We start from the raw sequence: 13004 nt of genomic DNA, 5'->3' as shown, positions 1-13004 counted from the left end.
GACGCGGGATGGTCCGCGTTCGTCGGGATGCTGGAGTACAAGGCCGCCCGGTACGGGCGCACCCTCGTACGGATCGGACGTTTCGAGCCGACCTCTCAGGTCTGCTCGCAGTGTGGCGTCAAGGACGGCCCCAAGCCCCTCCACGTTCGCATCTGGCAGTGCCAGGCGTGCAGTGCGTGGCTGGACCGGGACATCAACGCGGCGGTCAACGTCGCCAAGGCCGCCGGACTGGCGGTATCAGCCTGTCGAGCGCGGGTAAGACCGGGACTTGTCCCGGCACAGCGCGAAGAAGCAGGAACCCACCTGGACCCGCAGATACGGGAGACAGGAATCTCCTCCCTTTAGGGAGGGGTGGATGTCAATTCGAGGATCTGAGCGTCGAGGACACCGCGGCGACCCTCGGCTGCTCGACCGGCACGGTCAAGAGCCAGTCGTCCCGTGCCCTGCGCGCACTGCGGGAGTTGCTGCCCGCGCCGGTGGAAGGCGGTGACCGCCGTGGGTGACACGGGTGGTGACACGGGGGCGGATCAGGATCGCCGTGAGGCCGCCGAGGGGCGGGAGTTGCGTGTCCTCCTCGAACGGGCCGCGCCCCGGCTGCCCAGCCCCGAAGGGCGGCTGGAGCAGGTACGGGAGCGGGTCGTCCGGGGCCGCCGCAGGCGCCGTACGGCCGGAGCCGCCGCGGCGGCCGTGACCGGGCTCGTGCTGGCCGGCGCGCTGCTGCCCGGCGTTCTGCGGGGCGGGCCCGAGCAGGTGCTGCCCGCCGCCACCGTGCCCGGCCCCGTCCCGACCGTGCCCGGCCCCGTCCCGACCGCCGACGCCTCGGAGTCCACGGCACGGGACCGGTCGGGTGAAACACCGCCCCCGGACGGCGCCTACGTCAGCTTCCCGCACCTACGGGGTCTGACGCTGCGTCCGCCCTCCCGCTGGTACACGGTCGACCTGCCGCCGGACGGCCCGTCCGGAGCGCCGGCCCGGGGCTTCGTCTCGTCCCGGCCGCTCACGCCGTACGACACGGCCTGCCCGGTCGAGCGGCGGTCCGACTGTCCGCCCCTCCGGACGCTCGGCCCGGGCGGCGCGCTGGTCACGCTGGTCGAGCAGGGATCGGGGACACCGGCGACCACGGTCGGGGACCGCTCCGAGCCGCACCCCCTGGCGAAGCCCTCCCGTGCGTGCCGGCAGATCGGCGGGACGCGCGAGTACAGCGCCCTGCTGAGCGGTGTGGTGGACGCCTCCGACGGCGCCACCGTCTCCCCCGGCACCGAGGAACCCGTCTCCGTCGATCTGGTCGTCGCCGTCAGCCTGTGTGCCGCGGGCGACGCGCCGGGGAGCGTGGAGGCCGTCCATACGATGATCAGCGGCGCAGACTTCACCGCAGGAAGCGCGCCCGTCACTCCTTCCGCCTCCGCCTGGAACACGAAATGAGAGGCCCGTACATGTCTGTGCGCACTGTTCGCAGAGGCCCCCGGCTGGCCGCCGCGCTGCTGGCGACCGGTCTGCTGCTCACCGGCTGCGCGGGGGACGGGGGCGGCGTGCGCGACGCGGGCCGGGCGGAGACGGCGGACAAGGCCGGAACGGGTTCGGGCTCCGTCGCCGCCGCCGCGAGCGGCACCGACAAGGGCGGCGGCGCCGGCACCGGCGCGTCCGGACCGCTGGAGGCGCGCGGCGCCGAGGCGCGGGAGATCCCCGGCCTCGGCCCGGAGACCCGCGCCCGGATCCCCTCGGACACCCGCCAGGCCGTGGTGGTGACCGGCATCAACCGTGACTCCAACCTCGCCTCCGTCGTCGTCCACGAGCGCGACCCGGTCACCGGCTGGGCGCCCGTCACCGACACCTGGCCCGCGCACAACGCGCTGGAGGGGTGGACCGACGACCACAACCAGGGCGATCTGCGCTCGCCCATCGGCGTGTACGGGCTGACCGACGCGGGCGGCCGGCTGTCCGATCCGGGGTCCAGGCTCCCGTACGACCAGGGCCCGGCCTTCTCCGTCACGGGCACCGGGTTCGAGGGCGAGCCGCTCGAAGGCTCCTTCGACTACGTCGTCGCGATCAACTACAACCGCGTGCCGGGCAACACCCCGCTCGACTGGGCCCGGCCGCTCGGTGACGACAAGGGCGGCGGCATCTGGATCCACGTGGACCACGGCGGACCCACCCAGGCGTGTGTCTCCGTACCTCTCGACCGGATGAAGGAGCTGCTGCGCACGCTGGACCCGGAGAAGAAGCCGGTCGTGGTGATGGGCGACGCGGACTCGCTGGCTCTCTGAGGGTCTCTGAGCTTCTCTGACGTGGGGTGATGCGGTGTTCACAGCTCATGCTCAGGTCGCTGCCGGCTTGGCTCCCTCATTTCCATCGGGCCGTCCATGAAGCAAGCAGGGCCCGGAACCAGGCGTACCAGCCTGGTTCCGGGCCCTGCTCCCGTGCACGTGTGTACGGCGTTACGCCGCCGGCTCCTCCAGGCGCGGGAAGAGCACCGCGCCCTTCGTCACCGTCGAGCCGGCCGGCAGCAGGCCCCACGTGCCCGCGTCCTGGACCCGCTGGCCGTCGAGCGCGCCCAGCGACTCGGCGGCGCCGAGCGAGTCCCACAGCTTCTGCGAGGTCTCCGGCATCACCGCGTTGAGCAGGACGGCGAGCGCCCGCAGCGACTCCGAGGCCGTGTAGAGGATCGTCGCGAGCCGCGCGCGGCCCTCGTCCGAACCGTCCTTGGCGACCTTCCAGGGCTCCTGCTCGGTCAGATAGCCGTTGACCTGCTTGACGAAGTCGAAGATCGCGGCGATCCCGCCCGCGAAGTCCAGCTCCTCGCCGATCCTCCGGTCGGCCTCGGCGACCGCCGTGGCCAGCCCGTCCCGTACCGCCCGCTCGGCGTCGCCGGGGGCGGCGTCGGCCGGCAGCGCGCCGCCGAAGTACTTGCCGACCATGGCCGCGACGCGCGAGGCGAGGTTGCCGTAGTCGTTCGCCAGCTCGGAGGTGTAGCGGGCGCTGAAGTCCTCCCAGGAGAACGAGCCGTCCTGCCCGAAGGCGATGGCCCGCAGGAAGTACCAGCGGTACGCGTCGACGCCGAAGTGCGAGGTCAGGTCCTGCGGCTTGATGCCGGTCAGGTTCGACTTCGACATCTTCTCGCCGCCGACCATCAGCCAGCCGTTGGCGGCGACCCGGCCGGGGACGGGCAGTCCCTGCGCCATCAGCATGGCGGGCCAGATGACCGAGTGGAAGCGCAGGATGTCCTTGCCGATGAGATGGACGTCGGCGGGGAAGGTCGTGTCGAACTTCTCCTGGTTGGCGCCGTAGCCGACCGCCGTCGCGTAGTTCAGCAGCGCGTCGACCCAGACGTAGATCACATGCTTCTCGTCCCACGGCACCGGGACACCCCAGTCGAAGGTCGAGCGCGAGATCGAGAGGTCCTGGAGGCCCTGCTTGACGAAGTTCACGACCTCGTTGCGGGCGGACTCGGGCTGGATGAAGCCGGGGTTGGCCTCGTAGTGCGCGAGGAGCTTCGGACCGTACTCACTGAGCTTGAAGAAGTAGTTCTCCTCCTTGAGGATCTCCACCGGCTTCTTGTGGACCGCGCACAGCTTGACGCCGTCCTCGTCCTCGATCAGATCGCCGGGGAGCTTGTACTCCTCGCAGCCCACGCAGTACGGGCCCTCGTAGCCGCCCTTGTAGATCTCGTCCTTCTCGTACAGGTCCTGCACGAACTCCTGCACACGGTCCGTGTGCCGCTTCTCCGTGGTCCGGATGAAGTCGTCGTTCGCGATGTTCAGGTGCTCCCAGAGGGGCTTCCACGCCTCCTCGACGAGCTTGTCGCACCACTCCTGCGGGGTCACCCCGTTCGCTTCCGCGGTGCGCATGATCTTCTGACCGTGCTCGTCCGTGCCGGTGAGGTACCACACCTTCTCGCCGCGCTGGCGGTGCCAGCGGGTGAGCACGTCCCCTGCGACGGTCGTGTAGGCGTGGCCCAGGTGAGGAGCGTCGTTGACGTAGTAAATGGGGGTGGTGACGTAGAACGCCTTCCCACCCTGCTCTTCGGATCCAGTGGCCGCCATGCTCGAAATGGTATCGGCCCGGAACCGGTGTCTTCACATCGATAAACCACCGTTGCTACCCGGTGGAGACCTCAGGGAAACAGCTGTCGCGGTAGACAGGCACATCCTGGGAGGGAATGGGCATCATGTACAAGGCGGGGCGGCGGATGAGACGTGGGACGGACACGGATACGGACTCGGACAGGGACAGAGGCACGGACACGGGGGCCGGTACGGGGGCGGATACGGAGACGGAGCCAGGGGCAGGGCCGGGACCGGGATCAGGGCCGGGGCCAGGAGCAGCGGCGGGGCCGGGGCCGGTAGCGGCAGCGGGTCCGGGGAGAGGGACAGGGGACGACAGCATGCGCGTACTGGTCGCCGAGGACGAGGAGGTCCTGGCCGAGCTGGTGGCCACCGGGCTGCGCCGGGCGGGCTTCGCCGTCGACACCGTGTACAGCGGGGACGCCGCCCTCGCCTATCTGGGCCTGCACGACTACGACGTCGTCGTCCTCGACCGCGACCTGCCCCGCGTCCACGGCGACGACGTCGCGCGCAAGCTGGTCGCCGATTCGTCCCGTACCCGCATCCTGATGCTCACCGCCTCCGCCTCCCTGGAGGACCGTGTCGAAGGGCTCGACCTGGGCGCCGACGACTACCTGGGCAAGCCCTTCGACTTCCCCGAGCTGGTCTCGCGGGTGCGCGCCCTGCGGCGGCGCAGCGCCCGGCCCGTACCGCCGCAACTGGAGCGGTACGGGGTGCGGCTCGACTCCGTACGGCGGACCGCGTCGCGGGACGGGGTGGCGCTGGACCTCTCGCCCAAGGAGTTCTCCGTCCTCCAGATCCTGCTGGAGGCGGACGGGGCGCCCGTCCCGACCGAGGAGCTGCTGGAGCGTGCGTGGGACGCGCACGCGGATCCGTTCACCGGGGCGGTACGGGTCTGCCTGAGCAAGCTGCGGTCCAAGCTCGGGGACCCGCCGCTGATCCGTACGGTGCCGGGAGCGGGGTACGCCCTGTGAGCCCCAGGCCCGCGACTCCGGCGAACCGGTCCGTGAGCCCCGCGGCCTCGGCGCGGGCCCGGTGGCTCCGTCCGCTCACCGGCTCCACCATCCGTACGCGCATCGCGCTCGTCTACGGCGGCGTCTTCCTCGTCCTCGGCGGCTGCCTGCTGACCATCGTCAACCTCCTCTCCAACGCGGGCACCCAGACGGAGGCCGCGGAGATCGCCGCCCGGGTGGCGCCGGCCCAGGTGGCGCCCGCCGTCCAGCCGCAGTCCGTGACACGGCTGATCGGCGAGCAGCAGATCGCGCCCGTCACGGTCACCCAGGTCGCCGACAACGTGACGAACGCGGCCTCCGACGAGATGGTGTTCTGGTCGGTGGTCGCCCTGCTGGTCATGGCGGCCTGCGCGGTGGGCGTGGGGTGGTGGACGGCGGGCCGGGTGCTGCGGCCCGTGCACGCGATGACGGACAAGGCGCGCAGGCTCTCCGAGCGCAATCTGCACGAGCGGATCAGCGCGCGCGGCCCGGACGACGAGCTGAAGGAGCTGAGCGACACCCTGGACGCCCTGCTGGCACGGCTCCAGAAGGCGTTCGACAGCCAGCGCCGCTTCATCGCCAACGCCTCGCACGAACTGCGCACCCCGCTGGCGACGCAGCGCACCGCGATCCAGGTCGGCCTGGACGACCTCTGCTCACCGGACGAGCTGGCGCGCACGAAGGAGACCCTGCTCGACAACAACCGGCGCAGCGAGAAGCTCATCGAGGGGCTGCTGGTGCTGGCGCGCAGCGAGCGCGAGGTGGACGACCTGGAGCCGGTCGACCTCGGCGAGGCGGTCGCGGAGGAGACGGTGCGGTGCGGCGGCGACGTGTCCCTGACGGTCAAGGACGCGGAGACGGTACGGGGCAACCGGCTGCTGCTCGGCCAGCTCGTGGGAAACCTGCTGGCCAACGCCGTGTCGTACAACGTGCCGGGCGGGACGGTGGACGTGGAGGTGACCGGCGCGGTGCTCGTGGTGCGGAACACGGGTCCCGAGGTCGCCGCGGCGGATGTGCCCGCGCTGTTCGAACCGTTCCGGCGGGGCGAGGGCCGCGACCGGATGGGGCGTGGCGCGGGGCTCGGCCTCTCGATCGTCCGGTCGATCGCGGAGGCGCACGGAGGGACGGTGGACGCGGTGCCGGGCGGCGACGGCGGGGGGCTGGTGGTGACGGTGACGCTGCCGGTGCAGCGTCCTGAGCCGGCGCCGGAGGGGCGCGGGAGGCGCGCGTCCGGCGATGATCACCACCGGTAGTGCCCGCCGGGCGGGGCAGGGAGGGGCGGGGCCGGGTCACCGGGAGCCCTTCCCGCGCGTTACGACGCCTTGGGCGCCTGCGAGATACGGACCATGCTGCCCGAAGGGTCCCGGAACGCGCAGTCGCGCGGGCCCCAGGGCTGGTCGATGGGCTCCTGAAGTACCTCGGCGCCGGAGGCCCGCACCTTCTCGAAGGCCGCGTCGACATCGTCCGTACGGAAGATGATCTGCTGGAGGACGCCCTTGGTCAGCAGCTCCTGGAGGGCGTCGCCGTCGGCCTCGGACCGGCCGGCGTGCGGCTCGGAGAGGACGAGCTCGACGTCCGACGGGGACGCGCTGCCGAGGGTGACCCAGCGGAACCCGCCGGCGGCGACGTCGTTGCGCACCTCGAAGCCGAGCGCGTCGCGGTAGAAGGCGAGGGACTCGTCCATGTCGTTGACGGTGATGTTGCAGTACTGGAGTGAGAGGTTCATGAAGCCCACGCTAGACGGGGGCCACCCGGACCGCTTCTCCAATCCTGACCGGTTTTTCGCCGGTGGGCCGGTCCCTGGTGGGCCGGGTGCGTTCCTTCGCCATGCAGGTGGGCATCGCCCTTACGGCGTCGTGCTCCCGGGCCCGGTACGCGCTCGGCGTCATCCCCACCAGCTCGGTGAAGCGCGAACTGAACGAGCCGAGTGAGGTACAGCCGACCTCCATGCACGCGTCGGTCACACTCGCGCCGGCGCGCAGCAGCGCCATCGCCCGCTCGACCCGCCGGGTCATGAGATAGCTGTACGGCGTCTCCCCGTAGGCCGCCCGGAACGCCCGGGAGAAGTGCCCCGGCGACATCAGCGCGTGGCGGGCCATGGCGGGTACGTCGAGCGGACGCGCGTACTCCCGGTCGACCAGATCCCGCGCCCGGCGCAGGTGCGCGAGGGTGGCAAGCCGCTGCTGGTCCATGGGGCGAGCGTACCGGCCGGGCGGGGGGATCCGGGGGGTCGTGCGGGGGCCCTGCTCCAGGGCTACGGGCTACGGGGCTACGGGCTACAGGTCGGCGTCGGGGCGCCAGGCGGCGAGCAGCCCGCGGTAGAACGCGGCGTCGGGCACCTCGCGCGGGGCCGGGCCCGCGTGGAAGAAGCCGACGTTGGCGGTGGCCTCGTCCGCACCGAGCTTCCGCGCGAAGTCGAAGCCCTTGGAGTCCTCCTCGCCGAACGCCACGAACTGCCAGAAGAGGGGCAGGCCCGCGGCCTCGGCGAACGCCTGCTCGGCGGCGCGTACGGCGCTGGGCGCGCCGTCCGTCTGGAAGATCACCAGCGCGGGCCCGCCGGCCCCGGACCTCTCGTGGTGCGCGACGACCTCCTCGACGGCGCGGTGGTAGTTCGTACGCCCCATGCGGCCGAGGGAGCCGTGCAGTTCGTCGATCTTCCCCTCGTACGCGGCGAGCCCGAGCTCCCCGGTCCCGTCGATCTCCGTCGAGAAGAACACGACGGGGACGGTCGCGCCCTCGTCCAGGTGCGCGGAGAGCGCGAGCGCCTGCTCGCCGAGGTGCTGGGCGCTGCCGTCCTTGAAGTACGGCCGCATGGAGCCGGAGCGGTCGAGGACGAGATAGACGGTGGCGCGACGGCCGGTGAGCCCGTACTTCTTGAGCGCGGCGCCGGCCGCCTTGTAGGGGTCGGCCAGCCCGGGGGCGCGGGACTTGACCCGGGCGAGGGTGAAGGCGGGGCGACCGGGGGCGGGCTCCGCGACAGCGGGGGTGTCCTCCGTGGCGGCGGGCTCGGCGTCCGTCTCGGGGAGGGGGGCCGGCTCGGGCTCGGGCTCGGGCTGAACGTCGGCCTCGGGCACGGGCGTTGCGACCGGTGCGGGTTCGGCGGCGGGTGCGGGCGCGGGTGCGACGACCGGTGCGGGCTTGGGCTCAACTACCGCCTCGGGCTCAACTACCGCTTCGGGCGCGGCCTTCACTTCCGGCTCGGGCTTGGCCTCCGCCTTCGGCTCCGGCTTCGGCTCCGGCTCGGCCGACGCCTGCGCCGGGACCGTGGGAACGGTCGGGACAGCCGGGGTGGCCGGGGCCGCCGGGGTTTCCGGAGCGGTCGTCAGCGGCTCGTCGGCCGCGCGCGTGCGCGACGCCTGCGACGGCACGCTGCGCTCCGGCTCGCTGGGGCGGGCGTTGTCGAACGCCGCGGCCACCAGGTCCGCGGCGCCGGCGCCGCCCCCGGTACCCGCTCCGGTCCCGGCGCTCGCCGTCGCCGGCGACTTCCGCGCGGGGGCCGTCTTCTCCGTACGGTCCGTACGGTCCGCCTGGGACGGTACGGAGACGGACGCCGGCGCCGAGTCCGAGGCCGCCTCCGACTCCGCTTCCGACGTCGACTTCGCTTCCGACGTCGACTTCGCCTCCGACTTCAAGTCGGCGGTCGCGACCGAGGTTTCCGGGACCGAGGAGGACACGGAGTCCGAGGCCGAGTCGGCTGCCACGTCCGGCGTCGCGTCCGACGCCGATGCCGACCCGTTGCGCTCCTCCGCACGGTCGCGTCCGAACACCTTGCGCAGCAAGCTCCGAATGCCCATGGGCGAGCCTTTCAGATGGGGTGGGTGCGGTGTCCGCCGCCGGGGAAACGCGCATCCCTGGCCAGGGCGGATACGTAAGGTTAGCGGCCGTCCCCGGTGATCTACGGCAGGGGCGGTTTACGTAACGGGCAGAAGGGTATCGGCGCGACCTCCCCGTTGCCTCGCGATGACGCGCGTGCCGGGCATTACTCTCCCCGGACCACTCGGTCGATTCGGATTCACGCTCCGTTCACCTTCCGGCTGCCGCCCTGCTGGGGCCCGCGCTTAACGTCACCGCCGAGACATCCCGACACCCTGTCGGCGCGGTGCGCGCGCCGAACCATCACCGGAGGCGAACGTGCGCAAACTGCTCCCGCTGCTCAGCTCCCCCTCTTCCCCGCATCCCGGCGGCCGTTCGGCCCTGACCTGCCGTTACCGCTGTGGCGACGCCTGCTTCCACGAGGTGCCCAACAAGAGCGACAACGAGTACGTCGGTGATGTCATCGCCGGTGCCCTGTCGCGGCGTTCGATGATGCGGGCCGCCGCCGTCGTCACGGTCGCCGGCGCGGCGGGCGGCGCGGTCGTCCTCGGCCCCGGTGACTCCCCGGCGTCCGCCGCCCCGGCCGCCGGCAACGGCCCCGCCGGTACGAACGGGGGCGGCTCGGCCGCCGCGGCCGACGGCGCCCGCGGACTGCGCTTCAACCCCGTCGCGCCGAACACCGCCGACAAGGTGACCGTCCCCGCGGGACACAGCCAGAACGTCGTCATCCGCTGGGGTGACCCGATCCTGCGCGGCGCGCCGGCCTTCAACCCGGACAAGCAGTCCGCGAAGGCCCAGGCCGGTCAGTTCGGTTACAACAACGACTTCCTGAGCCTGCTCCCCATGAAGGGGAAGAGCGAGCAGGGCCGGCAGCTCCTCGTGGCCAACCACGAGTACACGGACGAGATCCTGATGTTCAAGGGGTACGACCCGGCCAAGCCGACCCGCGAGCAGGTCGAGATCGCCTGGGCGGCCCACGGTCTCTCCGTCGTCGTGGTCGAGGAGGACCGCAGGAGCGGCAAGCTCACCGCGGTCACCCGCCACCAGCTCAACCGCCGCCTCACCGTGAAGAGCGAGTTCCGCCTCACCGGCCCGGCCGCGGGCAGCGAGCTGCTGCGTACCTCCGCGGACCGTACGGGCAGCAAGGTGTACGGCACGCTCAACAACTGCGCGGGCGGCACCACCCCGTGGGGCACCACGCTGCACGGCGAGGAGAACTTCAACCAGTACTTCGCCAACGCGTCGAGCGCCACCGACCTGCGGTACGGCATCGGCACCGGCGCGACCGAGCGCAAGTGGGAGCTGTTCGACAAGCGCTTCGACCTCAAGCAGGAGCCCAACGAGGCGCACCGCTTCGGCTGGGTCGTCGAGCTGGACCCGTACGACCCGGACTCCACGCCCCGTAAGCGCACCGCGCTCGGCCGCTTCAAGCACGAGGCCGCGCAGCCGCGCCTCACCGCCGACGGCCGGCCCGTCGTCTACATGGGCGACGACGAGCGCTTCGACTACCTCTACAAGTTCGTCTCCTCGAAGAAGATGAAGAAGGGCGGCGGGCGCGCCGCCCACGAGCACAACCTGACGCTGCTGGACGAGGGCACGCTGTACGTCGCGAAGCTGACCGGCGACAGCCCGGCGGGCGAGTTCGACGGCACGGGCAAGCTGCCCAACGACGGCGAGTTCGACGGTTCCGGCGTGTGGATCCCGCTGGCCACCGGCGATGTCTCACACGTGCCCGGCATGTCCGCGGACGAGGTGTACGTCTTCACGCGCCTCGCGGGCGACAAGGTCGGCGCCACGAAGATGGACCGCCCCGAGGACGTCGAGCCGTCCCCGCGCACGGGCCGCGTCTACGTCGCGCTGACGAACAACACCGACCGCGGCAAGTCCGGCAAGGCGGGCGCCGACGAGGCCAACCCGCGCAACGCCAACAAGCACGGCCACATCCTGGAGCTGGCGGAGAACTGGGACGACCCGGCGGGCGACGGCTTCGCCTGGCGGCTCTTCCTGGTCGCGGGCGACCCGAAGGACCCCGCCACGTACTTCGCGGGCTTCCCGAAGGACAAGGTCTCCCCGATCTCCTGCCCGGACAACGTCGCCTTCGACCCGCACGGCAACCTGTGGATCTCGACGGACGGCAACGCGCTCGGCAACCACGACGGGCTGTTCGGCGTCGCGACGCAGGGCGAGCGGCGCGGTGAGCTGAAGCAGTTCCTGACGATGCCGAACGGGGCGGAGACCTGCGGCCCGGTCATCCAGGACCGCCGGGTCCTGGTCGCGGTCCAGCACCCGGGCGAGGTCGACGGCGCGTCGGTCGAGAAGCCGGCGAGCGCCTGGCCGGACGGCCCCGGCAAGATCGTCCGCCCGTCGGTGATCTCGGTGTGGCGCAACGACGGCCGCGACATCGGCGTGTGACGCCGAGCGTGTAGCCGTACGGGGGCACAGGTAGCCGTACGGGACCACGTGTAGCCGTACGGGATCAGGGGTGGCGCCGCTCGGACCGGTGCCACCCCTTTCCGCGCGTTCCGCGCATCCGTGCGCTGTATCGGACCACCGTCGTCGGGCTACGCTCGGCACATGGCTTCTGAGGCTTCCGGTACGAGCACGAGCACGGGATCGGGATCGGGATCGGGCGAGGGAACGGCCAGGGTCGACACCTGGATCTGGTCCGTACGGCTCACCAAGACCCGCTCCCAGGCGGCCACGGCCTGCCGCGCGGGCCACGTCCGCGTCAACGGCGAACGTGTCAAACCCGCGTACACCCTGAAGCCGGGCGACGAGGTCCGCCTGCGGCACGCGGGCCGCGACCGGGTGGTCGTGGTCTCCCGCGTCGTACGGAAACGGGTCGGCCCCCCGGTGGCGGCCGAGTGCTACGTCGACAACAGCCCGCCGCCCCCGCCGCGCGAACTGGTCCCGTCCGTCCCGGTGCGGGACCGGGGTGCGGGCCGTCCGACGAAGCGGGACCGCAGGGAGCTGGAGCGGTTGCAGGGGTTCGAGCAGGGCCAGGCGCCGAGGAGTTCCTGAAGCCCTTCAGTCTCTTGAAGCCCTTATTGCTCTTGAAGAAGCTCTCAACGCTCTCAACGCTCTTAACGTTCTTAAAAACGGGACGACTGCGTGGGGTTGCCCGCGTCGGCCGTCTCCGGGGCCGTCGAACCCTCGACGGGCGGCCGGATCGCGGTCGGGTTGGCCGTCGGCACGGGACCGCCGGACCGGGGCACCGCCGTGGGTTCGGGGCTGGCTGGCTCCGGCCGGGTGGTCGACGCTGACGGGCTCGGCGTGTTCGTCGCGGTCGACGGGCTCGGTGTGGGCGGCGGATTGCTCGCGGGCGGTGGGGCGAGCGGGACCGTCGGGGACGTGGGCGCCACCTCCTCCGAGAAGCGCAGGGGCAGTACGGCGAGGGTGACGACGGCGCAGGACACCCCGACCCCGACCGCGGCGCGGAGCAGCCGGCGGCGGGCGGCGGTGCGGCGGATCGCCTCGTAGCGGCCGGGCGGCGGGCCGAGATGGTCGGAGGACGGTCGCAGGATGACGGCGAGCGGGTCGTCGGGCTCGAACTCCGGACCCTCGTCAGAGTGTGTGATCAACGCTTCTCCTCAGGTGGGCGCGGAGCAGTTCTCGGGCCGCGTGGAGATCGGCCTTGACGGTTCCTTCTTTGCGCCCGGTCAGCACGGACACCTCCCGTATCGGCATGTCGGCGTAGTAGTGCAACAGGATCGGGACGCGCAGCCGTTCCGGCAGCGACTGTACGAGCAGACGGACCGAGGGGTCGTCCTGCTCGGCCGGCGGGCGGACGGCTGCCTCGACCCCGGCCCTGCGCACGGCCCTGCGCTCGCGCTCCAGTTTGCGCCAGTGGTCCCTGACGAGGTTGGCGGCGGTGACGTAGAGGAAGCCCTGGGGCTCCGCGACGGATGTCCAGCGCGCCCAGAGCCGGGTGAACGCCTCCGAGGCGACCTCGTGGGCCGTCTCGTCGTCGTCGACCAGCCGGCGGCACCAGCCGGAGAGGCGTGGGTAGAGCGCGGCGAACAGCTCGGACGCTGCTTTCTCGCGGGACCGTTTCAACGCTCTCCATGGTCGTGGTGGCACTCGTGGGGGAAGACCCGGGCCGGTGGATCGCGGTTCCACCGGCCCGGGGATCAAGCAG

13 protein-coding genes and 1 pseudogene are annotated in these 13004 nt (G+C 71.9%); 8 read left to right on the top strand and 6 right to left on the bottom strand.

Annotated features, from left to right (window positions below):
- From ACIBJC_RS34000 to ACIBJC_RS33985, 4 genes and pseudogenes are all read left to right on the top strand, one after another.
- A partial coding sequence (locus tag ACIBJC_RS34000; protein WP_399299207.1) for a zinc ribbon domain-containing protein occupies nucleotides 1-345 on the top strand: 345 nt, incomplete at its 5' end.
- 17 nt (nucleotides 346-362) lie between these two features.
- Nucleotides 363-503 (top strand): annotated as a pseudogene (locus ACIBJC_RS33995) (sigma factor-like helix-turn-helix DNA-binding protein); the annotation flags it as partial.
- Complete coding sequence (locus tag ACIBJC_RS33990) at nucleotides 496-1422, top strand: hypothetical protein (protein WP_399299205.1); 927 nt, start codon at nucleotides 496-498, stop codon at nucleotides 1420-1422. The pseudogene ACIBJC_RS33995 and the gene ACIBJC_RS33990, both read left to right, overlap by 8 nt.
- An 11-nt stretch (nucleotides 1423-1433) precedes the next feature.
- Nucleotides 1434-2264, top strand: coding sequence for a hypothetical protein (locus ACIBJC_RS33985; protein ID WP_399299203.1), 831 nt, complete (start codon nucleotides 1434-1436; stop codon nucleotides 2262-2264).
- A gap of 171 nt (nucleotides 2265-2435) precedes the next feature.
- Here the strand turns inward: ACIBJC_RS33985 and metG are convergent, their stop codons facing one another.
- A complete protein-coding gene (gene metG / locus ACIBJC_RS33980; RefSeq protein ID WP_399299201.1) occupies nucleotides 2436-4040 on the bottom strand; it encodes a methionine--tRNA ligase in 1605 nt (534 codons plus the stop codon).
- A 341-nt stretch (nucleotides 4041-4381) separates the two neighbouring features.
- Here metG and ACIBJC_RS33975 point away from each other — a divergent pair, with 341 nt between their 5' ends.
- Both ACIBJC_RS33975 and ACIBJC_RS33970 read left to right on the top strand, forming a co-directional pair.
- Nucleotides 4382-5035: a response regulator transcription factor gene (locus ACIBJC_RS33975; RefSeq protein ID WP_399299199.1), complete on the top strand. Its 654-nt coding sequence runs from the start codon at nucleotides 4382-4384 to the stop codon at nucleotides 5033-5035.
- A 32-nt stretch (nucleotides 5036-5067) separates the two neighbouring features.
- Nucleotides 5068-6306, top strand: a complete 1239-nt coding sequence (locus ACIBJC_RS33970) for a sensor histidine kinase (RefSeq protein ID WP_399299197.1) — start codon at nucleotides 5068-5070, stop codon at nucleotides 6304-6306.
- A 59-nt stretch (nucleotides 6307-6365) separates the two neighbouring features.
- Here the strand turns inward: ACIBJC_RS33970 and ACIBJC_RS33965 are convergent, their stop codons facing one another.
- The 3 genes from ACIBJC_RS33965 to ACIBJC_RS33955 all read right to left on the bottom strand — a co-directional run bounded on the left by ACIBJC_RS33965 (nucleotide 6366) and on the right by ACIBJC_RS33955 (nucleotide 8847).
- The gene (locus ACIBJC_RS33965) at nucleotides 6366-6779 is read right to left on the bottom strand and encodes a VOC family protein (protein ID WP_399299195.1); all 414 of its coding nucleotides are present in this window, start codon (nucleotides 6777-6779) and stop codon (nucleotides 6366-6368) included.
- A gap of 10 nt (nucleotides 6780-6789) precedes the next feature.
- A complete protein-coding gene (locus tag ACIBJC_RS33960; protein ID WP_399299193.1) occupies nucleotides 6790-7245 on the bottom strand; it encodes a helix-turn-helix transcriptional regulator in 456 nt (151 codons plus the stop codon).
- A gap of 84 nt (nucleotides 7246-7329) precedes the next feature.
- Complete coding sequence (locus ACIBJC_RS33955; RefSeq protein ID WP_399299191.1) at nucleotides 7330-8847, bottom strand: VWA domain-containing protein; 1518 nt, start codon at nucleotides 8845-8847, stop codon at nucleotides 7330-7332.
- 337 nt (nucleotides 8848-9184) lie between these two features.
- Here ACIBJC_RS33955 and ACIBJC_RS33950 point away from each other — a divergent pair, with 337 nt between their 5' ends.
- Together ACIBJC_RS33950 and ACIBJC_RS33945 are read left to right on the top strand one after the other, a co-directional pair.
- Nucleotides 9185-11278, top strand: coding sequence for a PhoX family protein (locus ACIBJC_RS33950; RefSeq protein WP_399299189.1), 2094 nt, complete (start codon nucleotides 9185-9187; stop codon nucleotides 11276-11278).
- A 162-nt stretch (nucleotides 11279-11440) separates the two neighbouring features.
- Nucleotides 11441-11887 carry an RNA-binding S4 domain-containing protein gene (locus tag ACIBJC_RS33945; protein ID WP_399299187.1) on the top strand — a complete coding sequence of 149 codons (447 nt, stop codon included), beginning with the start codon at nucleotides 11441-11443 and terminating at the stop codon, nucleotides 11885-11887.
- A gap of 71 nt (nucleotides 11888-11958) precedes the next feature.
- Here ACIBJC_RS33945 and ACIBJC_RS33940 read toward each other — a convergent pair whose 3' ends face one another.
- Both ACIBJC_RS33940 and ACIBJC_RS33935 read right to left on the bottom strand, forming a co-directional pair.
- Entirely contained in the window at nucleotides 11959-12447 is a 489-nt protein-coding gene (locus ACIBJC_RS33940) for a hypothetical protein (protein ID WP_399299185.1), read from the bottom strand.
- A complete protein-coding gene (locus ACIBJC_RS33935) occupies nucleotides 12431-12922 on the bottom strand; it encodes an RNA polymerase sigma factor (RefSeq protein WP_399299183.1) in 492 nt (163 codons plus the stop codon). The genes ACIBJC_RS33940 and ACIBJC_RS33935 overlap by 17 nt, the downstream gene beginning before the upstream one ends.
- Between the last annotated feature and the right edge of the window lie 82 nt (nucleotides 12923-13004).

Source organism: Streptomyces sp. NPDC050509 (genome assembly GCF_044457965.1).
Taxonomy (GTDB): Bacteria; Actinomycetota; Actinomycetes; order Streptomycetales; family Streptomycetaceae; genus Streptomyces.
Note: the sequence above shows the minus strand (reverse complement) of the source record. Positions and strands in the feature narration are given on the sequence as shown.

Bases quoted from the DNA above. Each gene is read 5' to 3' on its own strand.
- ACIBJC_RS33985 (WP_399299203.1), top strand. From the start codon at position 1,434: ATGTCTGTGCGCACTGTTCGCAGAGGCCCCCGGCTGGCCGCCGCGCTG.
- metG (WP_399299201.1), bottom strand. From the start codon at position 4,040: ATGGCGGCCACTGGATCCGAAGAGCAGGGTGGGAAGGCGTTCTACGTC.
- ACIBJC_RS33975 (WP_399299199.1), top strand. From the start codon at position 4,382: ATGCGCGTACTGGTCGCCGAGGACGAGGAGGTCCTGGCCGAGCTGGTG.
- ACIBJC_RS33965 (WP_399299195.1), bottom strand. From the start codon at position 6,779: ATGAACCTCTCACTCCAGTACTGCAACATCACCGTCAACGACATGGAC.
- ACIBJC_RS33960 (WP_399299193.1), bottom strand. From the start codon at position 7,245: ATGGACCAGCAGCGGCTTGCCACCCTCGCGCACCTGCGCCGGGCGCGG.
- ACIBJC_RS33955 (WP_399299191.1), bottom strand. From the start codon at position 8,847: ATGGGCATTCGGAGCTTGCTGCGCAAGGTGTTCGGACGCGACCGTGCG.
- ACIBJC_RS33945 (WP_399299187.1), top strand. From the start codon at position 11,441: ATGGCTTCTGAGGCTTCCGGTACGAGCACGAGCACGGGATCGGGATCG.